The sequence below is a fragment of the Streptomyces sp. NPDC051322 genome (genome assembly GCF_040689485.1).
GTDB lineage: Bacteria > Actinomycetota > Actinomycetes > Streptomycetales > Streptomycetaceae > Streptomyces.
This window is the reverse complement of record NZ_JBFBAK010000001.1, coordinates 247,031-268,038: the sequence shown is the minus strand read 5'-3', so window position 1 is coordinate 268,038 and position 21,008 is coordinate 247,031. Positions and strand designations below refer to the sequence as shown.

The 21,008-nt window shown below is 71.6% G+C and carries 25 protein-coding genes; 19 read left to right on the top strand and 6 right to left on the bottom strand.

Annotated elements, in window-relative coordinates:
* Window positions 1–37: 37 nt before the first annotated feature.
* Entirely contained in the window at window positions 38–226 is a 189-nt protein-coding gene (locus tag AB0436_RS01250) for a hypothetical protein (RefSeq protein WP_366465555.1), read from the bottom strand.
* Window positions 227–473: 247 nt separating this feature from the next.
* Here AB0436_RS01250 and AB0436_RS01245 point away from each other — a divergent pair, with 247 nt between their 5' ends.
* The 4 genes from AB0436_RS01245 to AB0436_RS01230 all read left to right on the top strand — a co-directional run bounded on the left by AB0436_RS01245 (window position 474) and on the right by AB0436_RS01230 (window position 4,319).
* Window positions 474–1,727 carry an NYN domain-containing protein gene (locus AB0436_RS01245; RefSeq protein WP_366465553.1) on the top strand — a complete coding sequence of 418 codons (1,254 nt, stop codon included), beginning with the start codon at window positions 474–476 and terminating at the stop codon, window positions 1,725–1,727.
* 87 nt (window positions 1,728–1,814) lie between these two features.
* A complete protein-coding gene (locus AB0436_RS01240; protein ID WP_366466109.1) occupies window positions 1,815–2,786 on the top strand; it encodes an ABC transporter ATP-binding protein in 972 nt (323 codons plus the stop codon).
* A gap of 8 nt (window positions 2,787–2,794) precedes the next feature.
* A complete protein-coding gene (locus AB0436_RS01235; RefSeq protein ID WP_366466108.1) occupies window positions 2,795–3,604 on the top strand; it encodes an ABC transporter permease in 810 nt (269 codons plus the stop codon).
* A 34-nt stretch (window positions 3,605–3,638) separates the two neighbouring features.
* Complete coding sequence (locus AB0436_RS01230; protein ID WP_366465552.1) at window positions 3,639–4,319, top strand: hypothetical protein; 681 nt, start codon at window positions 3,639–3,641, stop codon at window positions 4,317–4,319.
* Between the two features lie 196 nt (window positions 4,320–4,515).
* On the opposite strand, the gene ybaK is transcribed toward AB0436_RS01230, so the two are convergent.
* The 4 genes from ybaK to AB0436_RS01210 form a co-directional block, all read right to left on the bottom strand.
* Window positions 4,516–5,013: a Cys-tRNA(Pro) deacylase gene (gene ybaK / locus AB0436_RS01225; RefSeq protein ID WP_366465551.1), complete on the bottom strand. Its 498-nt coding sequence runs from the start codon at window positions 5,011–5,013 to the stop codon at window positions 4,516–4,518.
* Window positions 5,014–5,050: 37 nt separating this feature from the next.
* Window positions 5,051–5,794: an LON peptidase substrate-binding domain-containing protein gene (locus AB0436_RS01220; RefSeq protein WP_366465550.1), complete on the bottom strand. Its 744-nt coding sequence runs from the start codon at window positions 5,792–5,794 to the stop codon at window positions 5,051–5,053.
* Window positions 5,795–5,799: 5 nt separating this feature from the next.
* Window positions 5,800–6,828 (bottom strand): hypothetical protein, encoded by a 1,029-nt coding sequence (locus AB0436_RS01215; protein WP_366465549.1) that lies wholly within the window; start codon window positions 6,826–6,828, stop codon window positions 5,800–5,802.
* Window positions 6,829–6,981: 153 nt separating this feature from the next.
* Complete coding sequence (locus AB0436_RS01210; protein ID WP_366465548.1) at window positions 6,982–8,580, bottom strand: oxidoreductase; 1,599 nt, start codon at window positions 8,578–8,580, stop codon at window positions 6,982–6,984.
* Between the two features lie 124 nt (window positions 8,581–8,704).
* Between AB0436_RS01210 and hisD the strand changes: the two genes are divergently transcribed.
* The 9 genes from hisD to AB0436_RS01165 are packed head-to-tail and all read left to right on the top strand — an operon-like array spanning window position 8,705 to window position 15,736.
* Window positions 8,705–10,042 carry a histidinol dehydrogenase gene (hisD, locus tag AB0436_RS01205; RefSeq protein WP_366465547.1) on the top strand — a complete coding sequence of 446 codons (1,338 nt, stop codon included), beginning with the start codon at window positions 8,705–8,707 and terminating at the stop codon, window positions 10,040–10,042.
* Window positions 10,039–11,175 carry a histidinol-phosphate transaminase gene (locus AB0436_RS01200; RefSeq protein WP_366465546.1) on the top strand — a complete coding sequence of 379 codons (1,137 nt, stop codon included), beginning with the start codon at window positions 10,039–10,041 and terminating at the stop codon, window positions 11,173–11,175. Before hisD ends, AB0436_RS01200 begins: the two co-directional genes overlap by 4 nt.
* A 5-nt stretch (window positions 11,176–11,180) precedes the next feature.
* Window positions 11,181–11,774 (top strand): imidazoleglycerol-phosphate dehydratase HisB, encoded by a 594-nt coding sequence (gene hisB / locus AB0436_RS01195; RefSeq protein ID WP_365855934.1) that lies wholly within the window; start codon window positions 11,181–11,183, stop codon window positions 11,772–11,774.
* 2 nt (window positions 11,775–11,776) lie between these two features.
* The gene (locus AB0436_RS01190) at window positions 11,777–11,944 is read left to right on the top strand and encodes a hypothetical protein (protein WP_365855549.1); all 168 of its coding nucleotides are present in this window, start codon (window positions 11,777–11,779) and stop codon (window positions 11,942–11,944) included.
* Window positions 11,935–12,597, top strand: a complete 663-nt coding sequence (gene hisH, locus AB0436_RS01185; protein WP_366466107.1) for an imidazole glycerol phosphate synthase subunit HisH — start codon at window positions 11,935–11,937, stop codon at window positions 12,595–12,597. Before AB0436_RS01190 ends, hisH begins: the two co-directional genes overlap by 10 nt.
* Window positions 12,597–13,334, top strand: coding sequence for a bifunctional 1-(5-phosphoribosyl)-5-((5-phosphoribosylamino)methylideneamino)imidazole-4-carboxamide isomerase/phosphoribosylanthranilate isomerase PriA (gene priA / locus AB0436_RS01180; protein ID WP_366465545.1), 738 nt, complete (start codon window positions 12,597–12,599; stop codon window positions 13,332–13,334). Before hisH ends, priA begins: the two co-directional genes overlap by 1 nt.
* A complete protein-coding gene (locus tag AB0436_RS01175) occupies window positions 13,331–13,726 on the top strand; it encodes a RidA family protein (RefSeq protein ID WP_366465544.1) in 396 nt (131 codons plus the stop codon). Before priA ends, AB0436_RS01175 begins: the two co-directional genes overlap by 4 nt.
* Window positions 13,723–14,478 carry an imidazole glycerol phosphate synthase subunit HisF gene (hisF, locus tag AB0436_RS01170; RefSeq protein ID WP_366465543.1) on the top strand — a complete coding sequence of 252 codons (756 nt, stop codon included), beginning with the start codon at window positions 13,723–13,725 and terminating at the stop codon, window positions 14,476–14,478. Before AB0436_RS01175 ends, hisF begins: the two co-directional genes overlap by 4 nt.
* 4 nt (window positions 14,479–14,482) lie before the next feature.
* On the top strand, window positions 14,483–15,736 hold the full coding sequence (locus AB0436_RS01165; protein ID WP_366465541.1) for an MFS transporter: 1,254 nt from the start codon (window positions 14,483–14,485) through the stop codon (window positions 15,734–15,736).
* A gap of 58 nt (window positions 15,737–15,794) precedes the next feature.
* On the opposite strand, the gene AB0436_RS01160 is transcribed toward AB0436_RS01165, so the two are convergent.
* Window positions 15,795–16,427, bottom strand: a complete 633-nt coding sequence (locus AB0436_RS01160; protein WP_366465539.1) for a TIGR03085 family metal-binding protein — start codon at window positions 16,425–16,427, stop codon at window positions 15,795–15,797.
* An 83-nt stretch (window positions 16,428–16,510) separates the two neighbouring features.
* On the opposite strand from AB0436_RS01160, the gene hisI reads away from it, so the two are divergent.
* From hisI to trpC, 6 genes are all read left to right on the top strand, one after another.
* The gene (gene hisI, locus AB0436_RS01155; protein ID WP_366465538.1) at window positions 16,511–16,870 is read left to right on the top strand and encodes a phosphoribosyl-AMP cyclohydrolase; all 360 of its coding nucleotides are present in this window, start codon (window positions 16,511–16,513) and stop codon (window positions 16,868–16,870) included.
* 50 nt (window positions 16,871–16,920) lie between these two features.
* On the top strand, window positions 16,921–18,405 hold the full coding sequence (locus tag AB0436_RS01150) for an anthranilate synthase component I (RefSeq protein WP_366465537.1): 1,485 nt from the start codon (window positions 16,921–16,923) through the stop codon (window positions 18,403–18,405).
* Between the two features lie 86 nt (window positions 18,406–18,491).
* A complete protein-coding gene (locus AB0436_RS01145; RefSeq protein ID WP_366465536.1) occupies window positions 18,492–19,148 on the top strand; it encodes a TIGR02234 family membrane protein in 657 nt (218 codons plus the stop codon).
* A gap of 135 nt (window positions 19,149–19,283) precedes the next feature.
* The gene (locus tag AB0436_RS01140) at window positions 19,284–19,532 is read left to right on the top strand and encodes an HGxxPAAW family protein (RefSeq protein WP_366465535.1); all 249 of its coding nucleotides are present in this window, start codon (window positions 19,284–19,286) and stop codon (window positions 19,530–19,532) included.
* A 95-nt stretch (window positions 19,533–19,627) separates the two neighbouring features.
* Window positions 19,628–20,083 carry a DUF2752 domain-containing protein gene (locus AB0436_RS01135; protein WP_366465534.1) on the top strand — a complete coding sequence of 152 codons (456 nt, stop codon included), beginning with the start codon at window positions 19,628–19,630 and terminating at the stop codon, window positions 20,081–20,083.
* Between the two features lie 115 nt (window positions 20,084–20,198).
* On the top strand, window positions 20,199–21,008 hold the full coding sequence (gene trpC / locus AB0436_RS01130; RefSeq protein WP_366465533.1) for an indole-3-glycerol phosphate synthase TrpC: 810 nt from the start codon (window positions 20,199–20,201) through the stop codon (window positions 21,006–21,008).

Below are 21,008 nucleotides of genomic sequence, written 5' to 3'. Positions count from 1 at the left end.
CGTGCACGGCGCGCCCCTCGATGCCTTGCGGGTGCGGTCAGTTGTGACCGAAGCGCCGCTGGTGCTTACGCGCAACATCAGCCGGGCTGCCCTGCGGCATCGACTGCGGCTGTGACTGGTTCTGCGACTCGTAGGCGTGGGACTGCGCCTCCTGCCGGCCGCGCTCCGAGGCGGAGGATCGATCGTGCTGGCTGTCCTGCTTGCTGCGGTTCTTGTTCTTGGCCATGGGGTGCCTCCTTGAGGGGGACTAGGGGCCAGGGCCGCTGCCAGACTCACATACCGAGCATAACGCCGCATTTTGGATCATTACCGTGCGTAATATGGGCCAAGAAGGCGCTGGTACAAGGCGACTTCGAAGGAACTTCGCGCTGCGCCACGCCGATGATCGAGTTCCGGCCGTTAACCCCCGCGCGGTCGGGCAGACTCGAAGGAACCCGAAGAACTTCCCCTTCTCCCGAGGTACCCGAAAGAGGGTGGATCGCGTGGACCGCTGCGTAGTCCTGGTGGACGCCGGATACCTGCTGGGCGCCGCCGCGAGTCTGCTCGCAGGGGAGCCGGCCCGCTCCCGCATCACCGTCGACCACGCCGCCCTCATCCAGGGTCTGCGGGAACGGGCCGAGGACGACACGGAGCAGCCCCTGCTGCGTATCTACTGGTTCGACGGTGCTCCCGACCGGGTGCCGCAGCCCGAGCACCGCAGACTGCGGGTGATGCCCCGGGTGACCGTCCGGCTCGGCGCACTGACCCGCAGCGACGGACGCTGGGCACAGAAGGGCGTCGACGCGGCGATGCACGCCGAACTGACCGAACTGGCCAGGAACCGCGCCTGTTCGGACATCGTGCTGGTCACCGGGGACGGCGATCTGCTGCCCGGTCTGATGTCCGCCAAGGAGCACGGCGTCGCCGTGCACCTCTGGGCGGTGCAGGCCGCCGACGGCGACTACAACCAGTCCGAGGACCTGGTCGCCGAGGCCGACGAGCGCCGGGTCCTGGACCGGACCTGGATCACCAAAGCGGTGCGCGCCAAGGAAATCGGCGGGGTCTGCGCGCCATCACCGGCGCCCCGCCCGGAGATCGCCGCGATTCTCTCCGCCCCGCTGCCGGAATCCGCACTCGCCGCCTCGGCCGAACGAGCCGCCCGGGCCGCCGACGTGCAGCACGGCTCGACGTCCGCCCGGACCGCGGAACCACCCACCGAGGAGGAGCGGGAACACGCCGCGGGCAAGGGCGTACCCACCCCCAAGGACCTGGCCGGCCTGCGCGGCCCGGGCGCGCAGCCCGCCGCCCCGCAGCCGGCCAGTGCGACGCTGCGCTGGTCCTCCGAGCGCGGCTGGGTCGAGCGGCCCGGCGGTGGGCCGGCCGGGGAGCCGCCGGAGACCGCGTCGCTGCCGACCCTGGCCCAGCTGACCAGTGCCGAGCAGCGTTGGGCGGACCGTGAGGAGGACATCACCACGGTGGGCGGCGACCCCTTCGAGGTGGGGCAGGTCTTCGCCAGGCGCTGGATGGCACGGCTGCCGGACCCCGGACACGTGCAGACGCTGTCCACGATGTACCCGCGGATTCCGCACCGGGTCGACGGCGAGTTGCTGCGGTACGCGGCCCGGTTCGGTCTGCTCGCGCACAAGGACGACCAGATCGACGAACACGACCGCTACGCGATCCGCGCGGGGTTCTGGCGGGAGATCGATGTCAGGGCGGCGGCAGAACGGCCCGCCGCAGGGGAGTAGCCGGTCGCCGGATGCGGGATGAGCGGCCCCCGGGGGCGTCGCAACCGGCTGAACCCCGTAGGCTCGTACCTCGTGAGTACGGGCGATGTGTGTGTGGTGCGGGATCTGGTGAAGACGTACCCCGCCACGCCCGGCAGGCGCGGCGCCCCCGCCACCGCCGAGATCCGGGCCACCGACGGAATCTCGCTCTCGGTGCACCGCGGTGAGATCTTCGGCCTGCTCGGACCCAACGGCGCCGGCAAAACCACCCTGGTGCGGCAGCTCACCGGGCTTATGCGGCCCGATTCCGGGAGCGTAGAAGTCCTCGGTCACGACCTGGTACGGCACCCGGAGCGCGCCGCCCGGCTGCTCGGATACCTGGGGCAGGAGTCGACCGCGCTCGACGAGCTGACCGTCGCCCTCGCCGCCGAGACGACCGGGCGACTGCGCGGGCTGCCGGTGGCGGACGCGCGGCGGGAGCGGGACGCGGTCATCGAGGAGCTCGGGCTCACCGAGATCGCCGGGCGGCCGCTGAAGAAGCTTTCCGGCGGCCAGCGCCGGCTGGCCTGCTTCGCGGCCACCCTCGTCGGGGACCGGGACATCCTGGTGCTGGACGAGCCGACCACCGGAATGGACCCCGTCGCCCGACGCGCGGTGTGGGCGGCGGTCGACCGGCGGCGCGCCGAGCGCGGCGCCACCGTGCTGCTCGTCACCCACAACGTCATCGAGGCGGAGACCGTACTCGACCGGGTCGCTGTGATCGAACGCGGCCAGGTGATCGCCTGCGACACCCCCGCCGGACTCAAGGCGGAGATCGCCGGTGAGGTACGGGTCGAGCTGGTCTGGCGCGAACAGGCACCGATCGATCTCCCCGAGATCGCCGCACTCCGCGCATCCGCTCAGGAAGCCGGCCGCCGCTGGGTGCTGCGCCTGGCGCCCGAAGCGGCCCGCGCCGCCGTCGCGACGGTGACCGGCGGTCCCGCCTTCGCCGCACTCGACGACTTCACCTTGTCCACGCCGAGCCTTGAGGACGTCTACCTGGCGCTCGGCGGCCGTACGAAGGGGCTGGTGAAGGCGTGACCGCCGCGATGCCCGCCGAAACGGTGCAGACCACCGCCGCGGCCGGCGGCGCCGAGAGCTCCGCGGCGCCGCTCGCCCCCCGTGCGCGGCTGCTGCCGGCGCTCGCGGCCGTCTACCGGGCGCAGCTGTCCCGGGCGCGGGTGGCTCGTATCCCGCTGTTGTTCGTCGCCACCTTCCAGTCCATCGGGATCATGATCCTGATGCGCGGGGTCGTCGACGGCGGACCCGAGGCACGGGCCGTGGTCGCCGGCTCCTCGGTGCTGGTCGTCGCCTTCGTCGCGCTGAACCTGCTCGCCCAGTACTTCGGGCAACTGCGGGCGAGCGGCGGACTCGACCACTACGCCACCCTGCCGGTGCCGCCCGCGTCCGTGGTCCTCGGCACGGCGGGAGCCTATGCCTCCTTCACCGTGCCGGGCACCGTGGTCACCGCCGTGGCCGGCTCGGTGCTCTTCCAGCTGCCGCTGGCCCACCTCTGGGTGCTTGCCGCCGTGATTCCGCTCGCCGGCGCAGCGCTCGCCGGTCTCGGCGCGGCACTGGGGCTGCTCGCACCGCGCCAGGAACTGGCCACCCTGCTCGGCCAGTTGGGCATGTCGGCCGCGCTGCTGCTGGGCGTACTGCCGGCCGGACGGCTGCCCGAACCGATCGTCTACGCCCGTGATCTGCTGCCGTCGACCTACGGAGTCGAGGCACTCGCCCGTACCTTCGGCTCCCATCCCGACTGGTCCGCCGTCGGTCTCGATCTGGCGGTCTGCGCCGCCGTCGGCGTGGCATCGCTGGCCGTCGCGACCTGGGCGTACCGCCGGGCGGCAGTCCGGTGAGGCGGCACACAGCGCCGCCTGGCACGATGGCAGGGTGACCGCGCCGCTGACACCTCCCCACCAGCCACCGCCCAACGACGACCCCTGGCAGAAGGGCCCGTCGGGAGCCACCCGCTGGCCGGGTCCGGCCGAGGACCCCGCGCCGGGCCCCGGGACCCGGGCCGAGCTGGGGCAGGCGGCGATCGTCGCGGTCCTGCTCACGGTGGCCGGTGTCCTGCTCGGCCTGCTCTGGGTGTGGCTCGCCCCGCGCGTCCCGCTGGTCTCCGACGGCAAGAACGTCTTCCTCCAGGACTCCGAGGGCGAGCAGGCGATCGGTGCCGACGGCACGTTCGCCCTGCTGGCGCTGGGATTCGGCCTGGTGAGCGCACTCGCCGCCTTCTTCTTCCGCAGGCACGGCGGGGTAGCGCTGGTGCTCGCCCTGGCAGTGGGCGGACTGCTCGGCTCCCTGGTCGCCTGGCGTCTCGGTCTCTGGCTCGGCCCGTCCGACGACGTGGTCGGCGCCGCGAAGCACGCGGGCAAGGGCGTCACCTTCGACGCGCCGTTGCGGCTGGCGGCGAAGGGGGCGTTGCTGGCGTGGCCGGTGGCGGCGATGGTGGTCCACCTCGGGGTCACAGCGGTGTTCGGGCCCCGGGATCCCGAGCCGGTGTGGACGCCCGGCGGATACGCCGCGACGCCCCCGCCGCCGGGTCCCGGAGACGGCCCGGCCGGGACGTAGCGCCTGCGGCGGGCCTCGTCCCCTTCCCGCCCCTTCCCGCAACTGGGGCTCCGCCCCAGGCCCCCTGTGTCCTCAATCGCCGGACGGGCTTGATTTCGGCTCTTGTCAGCCTCACCGTGCGGGTGCTCGAGCCATATCCAGCCCCTCCGGCGTTCGGGGCGGAGCCCCAGTCCGGGAACAGGCCCGCCGCAGGCGTCTACGCCCGGCCGATGGCCGCGAGCACCGCCCCCGTGAGCCGCACCAGATCCCCCGGCGCAAGCTCGACCTCCAGTCCCCGCCGCCCCGCGGACACACAGACCGTCGCGTGCCCGGACGCCGACGCGTCGACCACCGTCCGCAGCCGCCTCCGCTGGCCCAGCGGAGAAATGCCGCCCAGCACATACCCGGTGGCCCGCTCCGCCGCCCCGGGATCCGCCATCGTGGCGCGCTTGCCGCCCACCGCGGACGCCAGCGCCTTGAGGTCGAGGGAACCCGACACGGGGACGACGGCGACGGTGAGGTCGCCGTCGACGTCGGCGATCAGGGTCTTGAACACCCGGCCGGGGGCGACACCGAGCGCCTCGGCCGCTTCCTCGCCGTAGGACGCCGCGGCGGGATCATGCGCGTACGCGTGCACGGTGTAGTCGGTGCCCGCCGCGGTCAGCGCGACGGTGGCGGGCGTACCGCCCGGCTGCTTCTTCAGCTTCTTCGCCACAGGTGGCTGCTCCTTGTACGGGGGCGACGGCGGCCGGTCAGTTGAGATGGGTGCGGGCGCGCGTCAGATCCGTGGCGGGCAGCGAGGGAAGATGGCGGATCACCGCGGTCTCCGCGCGCAGCAACGTGAGCTCCGCGCGCAGTCGGCTCCCGATGTCCGGAGCCTCCAGCAGCCGTTGCTTCGCGGGGACGTCCAGTACGGCCGCGGCGGCCACCAGGTAGGAGACCACCGAAGGATCGTCGGGCAGCTCCGCTCCGGTGGCGAGCGAACGCTCGGTCGCCCCCGCCAGCCGCTTCTGGTAGGCGCGGAAGGCCCGCAGTACGCCCTCGGCGAGCGTGGCCGCCTCGTCGCCCTCCTCCTCCGGGAGCTCCTCGACCTCGGCCGTCAGATAGGGGCCGCTCGCGTCCACCGAGTGGATCCTGATCCGGGCGGTGCCGGTCGCCAGCACCTCGAAGCTGCCGTCGGCGCGCTCGCGGATCGTCGCGGCGTCCGCGGTGCAGCCCACCTGGTGGAAGGACCGGATCGGATCGTCGCCGAATCCCGCCGTCGGACCGGGTTCGGGCGCCGGGGCCCCGTCGGGCAGCCCGGCCTCGGTCGGGGCCACCTCGTGGCCGTCGCGGATGGCGACCACGGCGAAGCGACGCGGCTCCGCCTCGTCGTCCACCTTGAGCAGGTCGCGCATCATGGCGCGATACCGCTCCTCGAAGACGTTCAGCGGCAGCACGAGGCCCGGGAACAGTACCGAGTTCAGCGGAAAGAGGGGCAGGCGCGCGGTGGTCACAGCGGTCAAGCGTAATGGCCGTTGGCGCGGCTGTGCTCCGGCCTGCCGCGAGGTCCTCGCCCGGAGCCCGCGGCACGCCGTGCGGCGTACCGCAGTTCGAGGAACCGGCCGAGCGGATCATCGCTCAGCTGGGCCCAGGGAAACGACGTCACATCCGGGCCGATCAGCCGGAACTGCTCCTCCGCCTCGTCCCACCGCTCCCGGCTGACCAGCACGTACACCAGCAGATTGCGTATCTCTGCCTGCCAGGTGTTGCCAGGACCGAACGAGGCGGACAGGGCTATCGCACGGTCCGCCGCCTCGTCGATCCGCTCCCGGGCGACCGGCAGTCGGCCGCCACTGAGCAGGTAGGCGAAGGCCGCCCTGACCGGCAGCGCCTGGATCAGCGAACCCGGCAGCGCGTCGTCGGCGGCCTGTTCGGCGAAGTCGAAGCACTCGCGATGCGATCCGTACCACTGCGCCGAGAGGTACTGCAGGGCCGCCACATGGCAGCCGTAATGCCGGGAGGAGCGGCGCAGCGCCTGCTCCCACAGCCTTTCGAAATCCGTGTGCGGGGTGTGCACTCCCCGGGCGTGGTCCAGGGCGATACGCCAGGGCACCGGGTCGCGCGGATCACCGTCGGCGGCCGCGTCGATCAGCGGGCCGACCTCGCGCAGCCGCTCGGCCCGCGCGGGTGAGTCCCAGGCCTGCAGGACCGCCAGTTCCGCCTTGAGCAGCCGCGCGTCCGGATCGTAGGGGGCGGCGGCGAGCCACTCGGCGAGCCAGTCCTCCCGGCTGAGCGTGAAGGCGGCGAGCCGCGCGGTGTACCGGTCGCGGTCCTCCCATTCGGCCGCTTCCCGCGTGGTGGCCAGCAGCTTGGCGGCCGGTTCGTACTCACCGTTCGCGGCGGCGACGAGCGCGGGAGCCAGCCGCTCGTCGGGGACGTCGAGGAGCACCTCAGTGTCACAGGGCAGCCCGGCCGGAGATGGTGGCCCGGGCCGCAGCCTGCGCGCGGTGCCGATCAGGGAGCGAAGGTAAGACATGGTGCGGACCATTGAAAACCGCAGGTGAGGAGGGCGCCAGGGGCAAGCTGTGAAGAGTTCGTATCGGCCGTGATGGTTGTACGACAGACAGTCAAGGCGCGGTAAAGGCATCGGGCAACTTCCGGGCGGGGGGCGGCTTTCGCGGAGAAACACCCACCGGAACCACTAACCTCTGCGCAGCAGCCGGGAAGCCCCCGCGGCGACCGTGGTGGCGAGAATCCAGCCGAGCAGGATCAGCGCGGCCGCGACCCACTGCCAGCCGCCGCTGAGCTTCCAGTAGCCGTCCTGGCCGAGATTGATCACCGGTATCAGCAGATCCAGGGAGTAGAGGGCGGCGTTCCACTGCGGATGCTCGCTGCCTCTGATGGCTTGCGGGTCGTAGCGCGAGAACGCCACGGCGCCCGCGGCCCACAGCACCGCCATCCACAGCGCCGCCCGACCGGGGCGATAGCCGTACGCCACCGTCCAGTCCTGCAGATAACCCCACAGCTTGGCGGCGAGCGGCAGCGTCTCGCGGCGCCTGCGCTGCTTGGCCAGCAGCACCTCCCGGGCGTCCGCGTCCTCGCCGCTGCTGCGCAGCACCGACGCCAGGCGTTCGTAGGGCTCGGGGGCGTACTCCGGGGTCGCCGCAGTCACCCACTCCAGCCGGCGGTCCAGCGGGAAGTGACCGACCGGGACGAGGTTCTCGTAGGTGAATCCGCCCATCGCGAGCCCGCCCGGGCCCGGCCAGCTGGTCGACATGTCGACCAGATTGACCACCTTGGCGCCCGACAGCACCACCCTGCCCTGTTCGGGGCGCTCGCCGAGGAAGCGCAACTCCGGGGTCTGTATCCGGCGCAGCGACAATTCCTGGTCGCCGCGCATCCGGAAGCGCGCGCTGCGGAGATCCACCGCATCACCGAAGCGCCCGTCGTCGAGCCGCACCCCGCCGTCACATTCGAACGGCTGGAGCCGGGTGCCGAAACGCGGGGTCGAGCCCGTTCCGTACGGGGGAGTGGCGCCGGGGCCGGCGCCCCCCGGAGCCGCCGCGGCGGCCGTCAGATAGAGCGTGCGCTCGACCGAGAGCTGCGGGGCGTTCAGCGCCCGGCGTCCGGCGGGGTTGAGCAGCCTGCTGCCGTTGAGACTCAGCGAGACACCGATCCGCGCCGCGCGCAGACTGACCTCGCCGTGCGATTCGATCATCTCGGCCTGCAGGTCCTGGGCGACCTTCAGCCCGTCGGCCGCGATCGACCGGCCCATCCGGTCGGGGTGCACCACCAGCATGTTGAGCAGCAGGTCGGTGCCGATCTGCGCATCGGTGAGGCGGATACCCCGGGCCACATGGCAGCGCGGCAGATGGAGGTCCCCCCGGGTGTGCAGCCGGGCCGCCTCCAGACGCGGAATCGCGCAGCCGACCATCCGCACCGTGTTCACCCGGCACTCCGGCATCAGCACTTCGTTCTCGAAGCGGCAGCTGTTCAGCTCCATGTACGGCTCGATCAGGCCACCCGCGAGATCCAGCGCTCCGCTGATCTGCACGCCTCGGAGCTTGAGCGCCGCGACCCGCCCGGCCAGCGCCTGCGGTCCGTCGAGCAGCAGCAGCGCGACGACCCGGGCGCGGACCGTCCGTTCCGGCCCCCAGGCGCGGGTGGACAGCGGGTCGTCCAGGACCGGATTGCGGGTGCGCAGATCGTAGGTGCTGCCGTTGCGGAAGGCCTGCCACATGCCGACTTCGGCACCGGTCAGCCAGTCGGGCGCATCGTCCTCGTGCTGCGCCTCGGTCACTGCCGCCCCTTCCTGCCCACGAGTGATGGACTGAACGCTAATGGTCACCGGAGTGATGCGGGGTATGTATCAGCCACTGATACGGGCGTCCGGCACCCTCCGCCGGTCTGAGAGAATTGGCCCCGTGATCTCACGAATCGATCTGCGCGGCAAGGCCCTCCCCGAGGGGGGCGCCCTGCGCGACCTGCTGCCCCGAGCCGACTTCGACGTACAGGCCGCCCTGGAAAAGGTGCGGCCGATCTGCGAGGACGTGCATCATCGTGGCGACGCGGCGCTGATCGAGTACGCGGAGAAATTCGACGGTGTGCAGCTCGACCGGGTGCGCGTGCCCGCCGAGGCGCTGAGCGCCGCCCTCGAACAGCTCGACCCGCAGATCAGGGAAGCGCTCGAGGAGTCGATCCGGCGGGCCAGGCTGGTGCACCGCGCGCAGCGCCGCAAGGACCACACCACCCAGGTCGTCCCGGGCGGCAGGGTCACCGAGAAGTGGGTACCGGTCGGCCGGGTGGGCCTGTACGCACCGGGCGGGCGTTCCGTCTACCCGTCCTCCGTGATCATGAACGTGGTCCCCGCGCAGGAAGCCGGCGTCGAATCGATCGCGCTGGCCTCCCCCGCGCAGCCGTCAACCGGCGGCGGGAACGCCGGCGGTCTGCCGCACCCGACGATCCTGGCGGCCTGCGCGCTGCTCGGCGTCGACGAGGTGTACGCGGCCGGCGGCGCGACCGCCGTCGCGATGTTCGCGTACGGCACGGAGTCCTGTGCCCCGGCGAACATGGTCACCGGGCCGGGCAACATCTGGGTCGCCGCCGCCAAGCGCTACTTCACCGGCCGGATCGGCATCGACACCGAGGCCGGCCCCACCGAGATCGCGGTACTCGCCGACGCCACCGCCGACCCGGTGCATGTCGCCGCCGATCTGATCAGCCAGGCCGAGCACGACCCGCTGGCCGCCGCGGTCCTGGTCACCGACTCGGCGGACCTCGCCGACGCGGTCGAGCGGGAGCTGGTGCCGCAGATCGCGGCCACCCGGCACGTCGAGGACCGGATCGTCCCCGCGCTCGAGGGCAAGCAGTCCGCGATCGTGCTGGTCGACTCCGTCGACGACGGCCTGAAGGTCGTCGACGCGTACGGCGCCGAGCACCTGGAGGTCCAGACCGCAGACGCCGCAGCGGTGGCCGACCGGGTCCGCAACGCCGGCGCGATCTTCGTCGGCCCCTGGGCCCCGGTCTCGCTCGGCGACTACTGCGCCGGCTCCAACCACGTGCTGCCCACCGGCGGCTGCGCCTGCCACTCGTCCGGACTGTCGGTCCAGTCGTTCCTGCGCGGTATCCACGTCGTCGACTACACCCGTCAGGCACTCGCGGACGTCACCCACCACGTGGTGACCCTCGCCGAGGCCGAGGACCTGCCCGCGCACGGCGCCGCCATGAAGGCACGCTTCGACTGGAAGGTGCCCACGCCATGAGCGGCCCCGACACGACCCGACTCGCCGTGACAGGCGTCGACGATCTGCCGGTACGGGACGAGCTGCGCGGCAAGTCCGCCTACGGCGCACCCCAGCTGGACGTGGCCGTGCGGCTGAACACCAACGAGAATCCGTACCCGCTGCCCGAGGCACTCGTCGAGCGCATCGCCGAGCGGGTCCGTGACGCGGCCCGCACCCTCAACCGCTACCCGGACCGGGACGCCGTCGAACTGCGCACCGAGCTCGCCAAGTACCTCACCCGGTCCGGCGGACACCGGGTGGCGACCGAGAACGTCTGGGCGGCCAACGGCTCCAACGAGGTCATCCAGCAGCTGCTGCAGACCTTCGGCGGTCCCGGACGTACCGCCATCGGCTTCGAACCGTCGTACTCGATGCACGCGCTCATCGCGCGGGGCACCGGCACCGGCTGGATCTCCGGCCCGCGCCACGAGGACTTCACCATCGACGTCCGGGCGGCGGTGCGCGCCATCGCCGAGCACCGGCCGGACGTCGTCTTCATCACCTCACCCAACAACCCCACCGGCACCGCGGTCGGCGCCGACACGGTCCTCGCCCTGTACGAGGCCGCGCAGGCGGCAGGCCCGTCGATGGTCGTACTGGACGAGGCGTACGGCGAATTCAGCCACGAGCCGTCGCTGCTCCCGCTGATCGAGGGCCGCCCGCACCTGGTGCTCTCCCGCACGATGTCCAAGGCGTTCGGCGCGGCGGGCCTGCGGCTCGGCTATCTCGCCGCGCACCCCGCCGTGGTGGACGCGGTCCAGCTGGTCCGGCTGCCGTATCACCTGTCGTCCGTCACCCAGGCCACCGCGCTCGCCGCCCTGGAGCACACAGATACCCTGCTGCAGTACGTCGAGCAGCTGAAGACCGAACGCGACAGGATCGTCACCGAGCTGCGCGCCATCGGCTACGACGTCACCGCGTCCGACGCCAACTTCATCCAGTTCGGCCGCTTCGAGGACGCCCACGCCGCCTGGCGCGCGATCCTCGACCACGGTGTCCTGATCAGGGACAACGGGGTCCCCGGATGGCTGCGCGTCTCCGTGGGCACCCCGGCCGAGAACGACGCGTTCCTCGAAACGGCACGCGCACTGCACAAGGAGATCACCGCATGACTCGCGTGGGCCGCATCGGACGGGTGGAACGGACCACCAAGGAGACCTCGGTGGTCGTCGAGGTCAACCTCGACGGCACCGGCAAGGTCGACGTGTCGACCGGCGTCGGCTTCTACGACCACATGCTCGACCAGCTCGGCCGGCACGGCCTCTTCGACCTCACGGTCAAGACCGACGGCGATCTGCACATCGACTCGCACCACACCATCGAGGACACCGCCCTCGCGATCGGTGCCGCCTTCAAGCAGGCGCTCGGCGACAAGGTCGGCATCTACCGGTTCGGCAACTGCACGGTGCCGCTGGACGAATCGCTCGCCCAGGTCACCGTGGACCTCTCGGGCCGCCCCTACCTGGTGCACACCGAGCCGGAGAACATGGCGCCGATGATCGGCTCCTACGACACGACGATGACCCGGCACATCCTGGAGTCCTTCGTCGCCCAGGCGCAGATCGCGCTGCACGTCCACGTACCGTACGGACGCAACGCCCACCACATCGTGGAGTGCCAGTTCAAGGCCCTGGCCCGCGCGCTGCGTTACGCCTGCGAACACGACCCGCGTGCGGCGGGCATCCTTCCTTCGACCAAGGGCGCACTGTAAGCATGACTGGCCTCAACACCATCCTGATCGTCGTCGGACTCTTCCTGCTCGGCGGCGTCTACTCCTTCTACAAGCAGAAGATGCCCGCGAGCTTGCTCGTCCTGCTCTCCATCGGCTCGGTGATGTGCCTGGCCGCGGGTGTGATGCGGATCCAGGGGATCTGGTCGTGACCGCCCCCGGCAAGCCGGCCTCGAAGAAGGTCGTGGTCTTCGACTACGGCTTCGGCAACGTCCGGTCCGCGGAACGGGCTCTCGCCCATGTCGGGGCGGATGTCGAGATCACCCGCGACTTCGACCGGGCGATGAACGCCGACGGGCTGCTGGTCCCCGGGGTCGGCGCCTTCTCCGCCTGCATGCAGGGACTCAAGGAGGCCCGCGGTGACTGGATCATCGGCCGCAGGCTGGCCGGCGGGCGCCCCGTCATGGGCATCTGCGTCGGCATGCAGATCCTCTTCGGCCGCGGCATCGAACACGGCGTGGAGACCGAAGGGCTCGACGAATGGCCCGGCACGGTGGGCCCGCTGCAGGCCGATGTCGTACCGCACATGGGATGGAACACCGTGGAGTCCCCCGAGGACTCCCAGCTCTTCGCGGGTCTCGACCCGGAGGCGCGTTTCTACTTCGTGCACTCCTACGCCGCGCACGACTGGTCGCTGGAAGTCACCAACGCCCGGATCCGCGCGCCCCGCGTCACCTGGGCCACCCACGGCGAACGTTTCGTCGCGGCCGTGGAGAACGGCCCGCTGCGGGCCACCCAGTTCCACCCCGAGAAGTCCGGCGACGCCGGCGCCCAGCTGCTGACCAACTGGATCGGAACCCTGTGATGTCTGCGTTGCAGAAGAAGCTCGAACTCCTCCCCGCCGTCGACGTCCGCGACGGCCAGGCGGTCCGTCTGGTGCACGGCGAGTCCGGCTCCGAGACCTCCTACGGCTCCCCGCTCGAAGCCGCGCTCGCCTGGCAGCGCGCGGGCGCCGAGTGGCTGCATCTCGTCGACCTGGACGCCGCCTTCGGCACCGGCGACAACCGGGAGCTGATCTCCGAGGTGGCCTCGGCGATGGACATCAAGGTCGAACTGTCGGGCGGCATCCGCGACGACGCCTCGCTGGCCGCGGCCCTCGCCACCGGCTGCACCCGGGTCAACCTCGGCACCGCGGCACTGGAGACTCCCGAGTGGGTCGCCAAGATCATCGCTGAGCACGGCGAGAAGATCGCGGTCGGCCTCGACGTACGCGGCACCACACTGCGCGGCCGCGGCTGGACCCGCGACGGCGGCGACCTCTACGAGACGCTGGCCCGCCTCGACTCCGAGGGCTGCGCCCGCTACGTGGTCACCGACATCGCCAAGGACGGCACCCTCCAGGGCCCCAACCTGGAGCTGCTGAAGAACGTTTGCGCGGCCACCGACAAGCCCGTCGTCGCCTCCGGCGGCGTCTCGTCCCTCGACGACCTGCGGGCCATCTCCTCGCTGGTTCCCGCCGGTGTGGAGGGCGCGATCGTCGGCAAGGCGCTGTATGCCGAGGCGTTCACCCTGGAGGAGGCGCTCGCGGTGGTGTCCGGATGACCGGCATTCGCCGTATCGCATCGGACGGCCCCTGGGAGGAGAGCATCGGCTACTCCCGTGCGGTGGAACTCCCCAACGGCCTCGTCCTGGTCTCCGGTTGCACGTCCGTCGTCAACGGCCAGATCGCCGCAGGCGGCCCCTACGACCAGGCCGTCACCGCCTTCGGCGTCGCCATCGACGCGCTCAAGGAGCTCGGCCTCGGCGTCGAAGACGTGGTGCGCACCCGGATGTACATCACCCACGCCAGAGACGTGGACGACGTCGGACGCGCCCACAAGGCACTGTTCGACACGGTGCGCCCGGCCACATCAATGATCATCGTCGCCGGCTTCATCGACCCCAGCCTGGTCGTCGAGGTCGAGGTCGAGGCCTACCGGGGGGACCCCGCATGACACTCGCCGTACGGGTCATCCCCTGCCTCGACGTGGACAACGGCCGAGTCGTCAAGGGCGTCAACTTCCAGAACCTGCGCGACGCGGGCGACCCCGTCGAGATGGCCAAGCTGTACGACGCCGAGGGCGCCGACGAGCTGACATTCCTCGATATCACCGCGTCCTCCGGCAACCGCGAGACGACCTACGACGTGGTGCGCCGCACCGCCGAACAGGTCTTCATCCCGCTCACCGTGGGCGGCGGCATCCGGACCACCGAGGACGTCGACAAGCTGTTGCGGGCCGGCGCGGACAAGGTGGGCGTGAACACCGCGGCCATCGCCCGCCCCGAGCTCATCCGGGAGATCGCCGAACGCTTCGGCCGCCAGGTCCTGGTCCTGTCGGTCGACGCCAGGCGCACCGCCGACGGCTCCTTCGAGGTCACCACGCACGGCGGCCGCGAAGGCACCGGCATCGACGCCGTGGAATGGGCCCACCGGGCGGCCGAGCTCGGCGCCGGCGAGATCCTGCTCAACTCGATGGACGCGGACGGCACCAAGGACGGCTACGACACCGAAATGATCGCGGCAGTCCGCAAACACGTCACCGTCCCGGTCATCGCCAGCGGCGGCGCGGGCGCCCTGCCGCACTTCCCGCCGGCCATCGCGGCGGGCGCGGACGCGGTGCTCGCCGCCTCCGTCTTCCATTTCGGTGATCTGCGGGTCTCGCAGGTCAAGGAGACGCTGCGGGGCGCGGGGCACCCGGTGCGGTAGCGCCGTGACCGGGACGAGCACGGCCACTGTCGTATCCGCCGAACTTCCCGAGCGGTCCGCGCACCGGGACGCCAACGTGCTGCGCTGGCTCGGTGCGTACACCGCTTCGACGGTCGGCGACAGCGTCTACTACCTGGCGCTCTCCTGGGCGGCGGCCCGCTCCGGCAGTCCCGCCCAGGCCGGGCTCGTCCTCGCCGTCGGCGCGGTACCGCGTGCTCTGTTGATGCTCGGCGGGGGAGTGGTGGCCGACCGCTTCGGGCCGCGCCGGGTCGTCATCGGCAGCGACGCGGCCCGCTCGGTGATCATCCTGGGGATGGTGGCCCTGCTGCTGGTCACCGGCCCGGCGCTCGGCCTGCTGATTGCGGTCGCCCTGGTCTTCGGCGTGGTCGACGCGCTGTTCCTGCCCGCGGTGGGCGCACTGCCACCGCGGATCACCACGGAGGGCCAGCTCGGCCGGGTCCAGGGGCTCCGCGGCCTCGCCTCCCGCGTCGCCTATGTCACCGGCGCCCCGGCCGGTGGACTCGCGGTCGCGCTCGGCGGGTCGGCGACCGCGTTCGCCGCGGCCGGCCTGCTCTTCGCACTCTCGCTGGCGCTGCTGCTCCGGGTGCGGATCGCGCCGCCCCCCGCGACCGGTGTGAAGAGCGAAGGCACCGCCTGGCGCGAGCTCGGCGACGGGCTGCGCTACATCCGGGGCCACGCGGTGCTGGCGCCGCTGATGCTGGTCCTCGCCATCGGTGAGCTGGGATTCGTCGGACCGCTGAACATCGGCCTCACGCTGCTCGCCCAGCACCGCGGCTGGGGAGCGGCCGGGATGGGCTGGATTCTCGCGGCCTTCGGGGCCGGCGCCGGAGCCGCCTCGCTGCTGCTCGCGGTACGAGGACGCATACCGCGGGCCGGACTGGTGCAGTCGTGCGCTCTGCTCGGCGGAGCCGTTTCCACCGCGGGGCTGGCCTTCGCCCCCTCGGTCGCCCTCGCCGCCGTAGCGGGCGCCCTCATCGGCGCGCTGGCCGGGCTCAGCGGGGCGATCTGCGGAGCGCTGCTGCAGACGGTGACCGAAGCCGCCTACCTGGGCCGGGTCACCTCGGTCGCCACCCTCTTCACCCTCGGCATCGCACCGCTCAGCTACCCGGTGACGGGCGCCGCGATCGGGGCGTGCGGCACCGGCCCGGTCTTCGTCACCAGCGCCGCCGTCTGCGCGACGGGCGCGCTGATCGGACTGGCCTCCAGGGTGCTGCGCCGAGCGGAACTCGCACGCTGAGCCGAGCGACGCATCGCGCCGCCGCATCGCGCGACCGCAACGCGCCGCCCCGCGGGTCTCACATGCCGAGCTTGGCCTCGATCGCCTTGGCCGAGGCGTCCTTGTCCCCTTCCAGGTCCACCCGCGCCGCGTCCTGCCGGCCGAAGGCGAACATGGTCAGCTCACCCGGCTCCCCGGTGACCGTCACCACCGGGGTGCCGCGGTGGGCCACCGCGGTCTGGCCGTCGGGGCGGCGCAGCACCAGGCCCACCGGTGCCTTGCGACCGATCATCCTGGCCGTCTTCTCCAGTCGCTTCCACAGCGCCTCCGCGAACACCGGGTCCAGCTCACGCGCCGTCCAGTCGGGCTGCGCCCGCCGGACGTCCTCCGTGTGCACATAGAACTCCACGGCGTTGGCACCCTCGTCGACCTGCTTGACCGAAAAGGGGGAGAACTTCGGCGGCCCGGTACGGATCAGCTGGATCAGCTCCTCGTACGGCTTCGAGGCGAATTCGCCCTGTACCCGGTCGAGACGCCCCTTGAGCGCGCCGATCATGATTCCGCCCGCCGCGTCGAGGCGCCGCTCCCGGACCACCACATGGGCGGCGAGATCGCGGGTTTTCCAGCCGTGGCAGAGCGTCGCGGCGTCGGGTCCAGCCGCCTCCAAGAGGTCGGCCAGGAGGAGTCGTTCGCGCTTCGCATGGGTCGACATGCCCGCCAGAGTACGGCGGCCGCCCCCGTTCCGCCCAGTGGACGCGGCCCTGGCGTGCCCCCTTCGCACGGCACAATGGGCCCATGACCAGCACGCCGGGCCCCAGCGGTCTCGCCCCCGACATCACCGCCCGTCTCAAGCGCACCGCGGACGGCCTGATTCCGGCCATCGCCCAGCAGTACGACACCGGCGAGGTCCTCATGCTCGGCTGGATGGACGACGAGGCCCTGCACCGCACACTCACCACCGGCCGCTGCACCTACTGGTCGCGCAGCCGCCAGGAGTACTGGGTGAAGGGCGACACCTCCGGCCACGTCCAGCACGTCAAGTCGGTGGCGCTGGACTGCGACGCGGACACGGTCCTGGTCAAGGTGGACCAGGTGGGAGCGGCCTGTCACACGGGTGAGCGCACGTGCTTCGACGCGGACGTGCTCCTCGGCTGAGCCGGCTTGCGCTGCCGAGCCGGCTTGCGCTGCGCCCTAAGCTTTCCGCCATGGACCTGGAGACCTTCCGCAAACTCGCCGCAGACCGCCGCGTCATCCCCGTCAGCCGCAAACTCCTCGCCGACGGCGACACCCCGGTGGGCCTGTACCGCAAGCTCGCGGCCGAGCGGCCGGGGACGTTTCTCCTCGAGTCGGCGGTGAACGGACGTGCCTGGTCCCGTTACTCGTTCATCGGGGTGCGGTCCGCCGCCACCCTCACCGAGCGCGAGGGGCGGACGCACTGGGAGGGCACCCCGCCGGTCGGCGTCCCCGTGGACGGCGACCCGCTCCAGGCGCTGCGCGCCACCGTGCAGGCCCTGCACACCCCGCACGACCTCGCGGCGGGACTGCCGCCGTTCACCGGGGGAATGGTCGGCTATCTGGGGTACGACATCGTGCGCCGGCTGGAGAAGATCGGCCCGGGCGAGCGCGACGACCTACGGCTCCCCGAGCTGACCATGCTGCTCACCTCGGACCTCGCGGTGCTCGACCACTGGGACGGATCGGTCCTCCTGATCGCCAACGCGATCAACCACAACGACCTCGACACCGGCGTCGACGAGGCGTACGCCGACGCCGTGGCCCGGCTCGACGCCATGGAGGCCGACCTCGCACAGCCCGCCAGGACCGCTCCGGTGACGCTGCCGGCCTCCGAACTGCCGGAGTACACCGCACTGTGGGGCGGCACGGCATACCAGGACGCGGTCGACGACATCAAGGAACGGATCAGGGCCGGAGAGGCCTTCCAGGTCGTGCCCTCGCAGCGCTTCGAAACCCCGTGCACGGCGAGCGCACTCGACGTCTACCGGGTGCTGCGCGCCACCAACCCGTCGCCGTACATGTACCTGTTCCGCTTCGACGGCTTCGATGTCGTCGGGTCGAGCCCCGAGGCCCTGGTCAAGGTCGAGGACGGGCGCGCGATGGTCCACCCGATCGCGGGCACCCGCCACCGGGGCGCCACCCCGCAGGAGGACCAGGCGCTGGCCGAGGAACTGCTCGCGGACCCGAAGGAGCGTGCCGAGCATCTGATGCTCGTCGACCTGGGCCGCAACGACCTGGGGCGGGTCTGCGAGCCGGGTTCCGTCGAGGTCGTGGACTTCATGTCGGTCGAGAAGTACTCGCATGTCATGCACATCGTGTCCACCGTCACAGGCCGGGTGGCCGAAGGCCGTACCGCTTTCGACGTGCTGACCGCGTGCTTCCCCGCAGGCACCCTCTCCGGAGCCCCCAAGCCCCGCGCGATGCAGATCATCGACGAACTCGAGCCGTCGCGGCGCGGACTCTACGGCGGCTGCGTCGGCTACCTGGACTTTGCCGGCGACTCCGACACCGCCATTGCCATCCGCACCGCGCTGCTCCGCGACGGCACGGCATATGTGCAGGCCGGAGCCGGTGTGGTGGCCGACTCCGACCCGGTCGCGGAGGACACGGAGTGCCGTAACAAGGCAGCCGCGGTGCTCCGCGCGGTGCACACGGCCGGCCGGCTCGGCCGGTGAAGGAGCCGTACCGTTCGGCACGGGGCGCGGGGCCGGCCGGGTTGTCTCGGGCCCCGGGTGTCGGCCGGTGCGCTTCTCGGGGGATAGTGGAGTACGTGAGTGCCGTCCCTACGCCCCGATCCGAAACAGGACCGGCCGCCGCCTCCACGGGCGGCCGCCGCAGTCTTGCCACCGCCCTGGTGCTCGGCGCCATCGGCGCCGCCGTCGTGCTGCTCTCCTCGGGGCAGACCTGGGCCGAGGGCAAGGCCGCCATCGGCGCCGGCGGTTCGCTGCCGCTCTCGGCCGACGGAGGCGACGTCACCGGTCTCCCCACCGCACTGGCGATAGTGGGCCTGGCCGCACTTGTCGCGGTCTTCGCGGTACGCAGCGCCGGGCGGCTGCTGGTCTCCGCGATACTGGCTCTCTGCGGAGCCGGCGCGGCCACCTCGGCCTTCATCGGCGCCGGGGACAGCAGCGCGCTGGACGAGAAGGCCGCCCGGGTGGCCGGCAACACCGCAGCCACCATCGACTCGCTCTCCCACACCGCATGGCCCTACGTGACAGCCGTCGGCAGCCTGCTGATCCTGATGGCGGGACTGCTCGCTCTGCGGTACGGCAAACAATGGCCTGCCATGTCCGGACGCTACGAGCGCGACGGCACACCCCGACCGCGTCGGGCCCCCCGCCGGGCCCCGGACCCGGAACGGCCCGAGGAGATCTGGAAGGCACTCGACCGCGGTGAGGACCCGACCCGCGAAGCATGACGGACGGCTCGCCCCCCAGTTCGGTGGGTGGTGAGCGGGTGCGAGACAATGCGTGCACAGATCTTTGACGTCAGCTTTTGACGCACAGCATTTTTGACGTACAGCTTTTGACGTACAGCTAACGAGGAGCAGCTCATGGCGGGCACCAGCCACGGACACACCCCGGCCGCCTGGACCGGCGTCATCATCGCCTTCATCGGCTTCTGCGTGGCGGGCGCCTTCATGGTCGCGGCCAATCCGTTCGGTTTCTGGGCCGGTCTGGTCGTGGTCGCCATCGGCGGCATCGTCGGATACGCCATGAAGCTCGCCGGACTGGGCATGCCCAAGGAGAGCGAAGAGAGCGTCCGCGCCAGGAACCAGGCCGCTCAGTACCAGCAGCACTGACCGCGGACCGCGGACTTCCGGGTCAGCGGACTTCCGATGCGAGGCGCAGCCCCCCACGGGCTGCGCCTTCTCGCGTGAACGGGGAGAATCACCGAGTGGATCCATACGCAACGCCCGCCGCCTTCCGGCCCCGGCGGTCGGCCCCCTCATCGGAATCGCCGGTCCGGCGACTCCTCACCCCGATCGGCACCCTGATCGCCGTGGGCGCCGCCTTCGGATACGTGGGCTCGGTCGACCCGAACCACCCCGGCCACTACCCGGTCTGCCCGCTGCTCGCCCTCACCGGGATCTACTGCCCCGGCTGCGGCGGGCTGCGCAGCGCCCATGCGGTCGCGCACGGCGATTTCCGGGCCGCTCTCGGTGACAACGCGCTCGCCGTCATCGGCTACGGCGTCTTCGCCGTGGTGATGGCCGTGTGGCTGATTCGTGCCGTACGGGGGCGCCCCACACAGGTCACGCTCCGTCCGGCGTACTGGTGGGCGATCGGGGCCGTGATCCTGGTTTTCACCGTTGTACGGAACCTTCCCATGGGGTCCGCACTGGCTCCGTGAACGCCCACCCAGTGGGACTCCCACCGGCTTGATGCGGAGCCCGCGCCCCGATGCGGATAACATCGGACTGGCTGAACCTGATCCATCCACACCGTCCCGGAAGGGGGCCGCTCGCGTGAGTGTGCTCGACGAGATCATCGAAGGCGTACGCGCCGACCTCGCGGAACGTCAGGCGAGCGTCAGCCTCGATGAGCTCAAGGAGCGCGCGGCGAAGGCCCGCCCGGCGCAGGACGGGGTCGCCGCGCTGCGTGGCGACAGCGTGAAGGTGATCTGCGAGGTCAAACGCTCCAGCCCGTCGAAGGGCGCGCTGGCCGCGATCGCCGACCCCGCCGCGCTCGCCGCCGACTACGAGGCCGGCGGAGCCTCGGTGATCTCCGTGCTCACCGAGCAGCGCCGCTTCGGCGGATCGCTCGCCGATTTGGAGGCGGTCCGGGCCAAGGTCGACATCCCGGTCCTGCGCAAGGACTTCATCGTCACCGCCTACCAGCTCTGGGAGGCGCGGGCCTACGGCGCCGACCTGGTGCTGCTGATCGTCGCGGCGCTGGAGCAGGAGGCGCTGGTCTCGCTGATCGAGCGCGCCGAGTCGATCGGGCTCACCCCGCTGGTCGAGGCGCACGACGAGGACGAGGCCGAACGAGCCGTCGAGGCCGGCGCCCGGATCGTCGGGGTCAACGCGCGCAACCTCAAGACGCTCAAGGTCGACCGCGGCACCTTCGAACGGGTCGCCCCCGAGATCCCGGCGCACGTCGTCAAGGTCGCCGAGTCCGGGGTCCGCGGCCCGCACGACCTGATCGCCTACGCCAACGCGGGCGCCGACGCGGTCCTGGTCGGCGAGTCGCTGGTCACCGGCGGAAACCCGAAGTCGGCCGTCGCCGACCTCGTCGCCGCCGGCGCCCACCCCGCGCTGCGCCACGGGCGGGGCTGA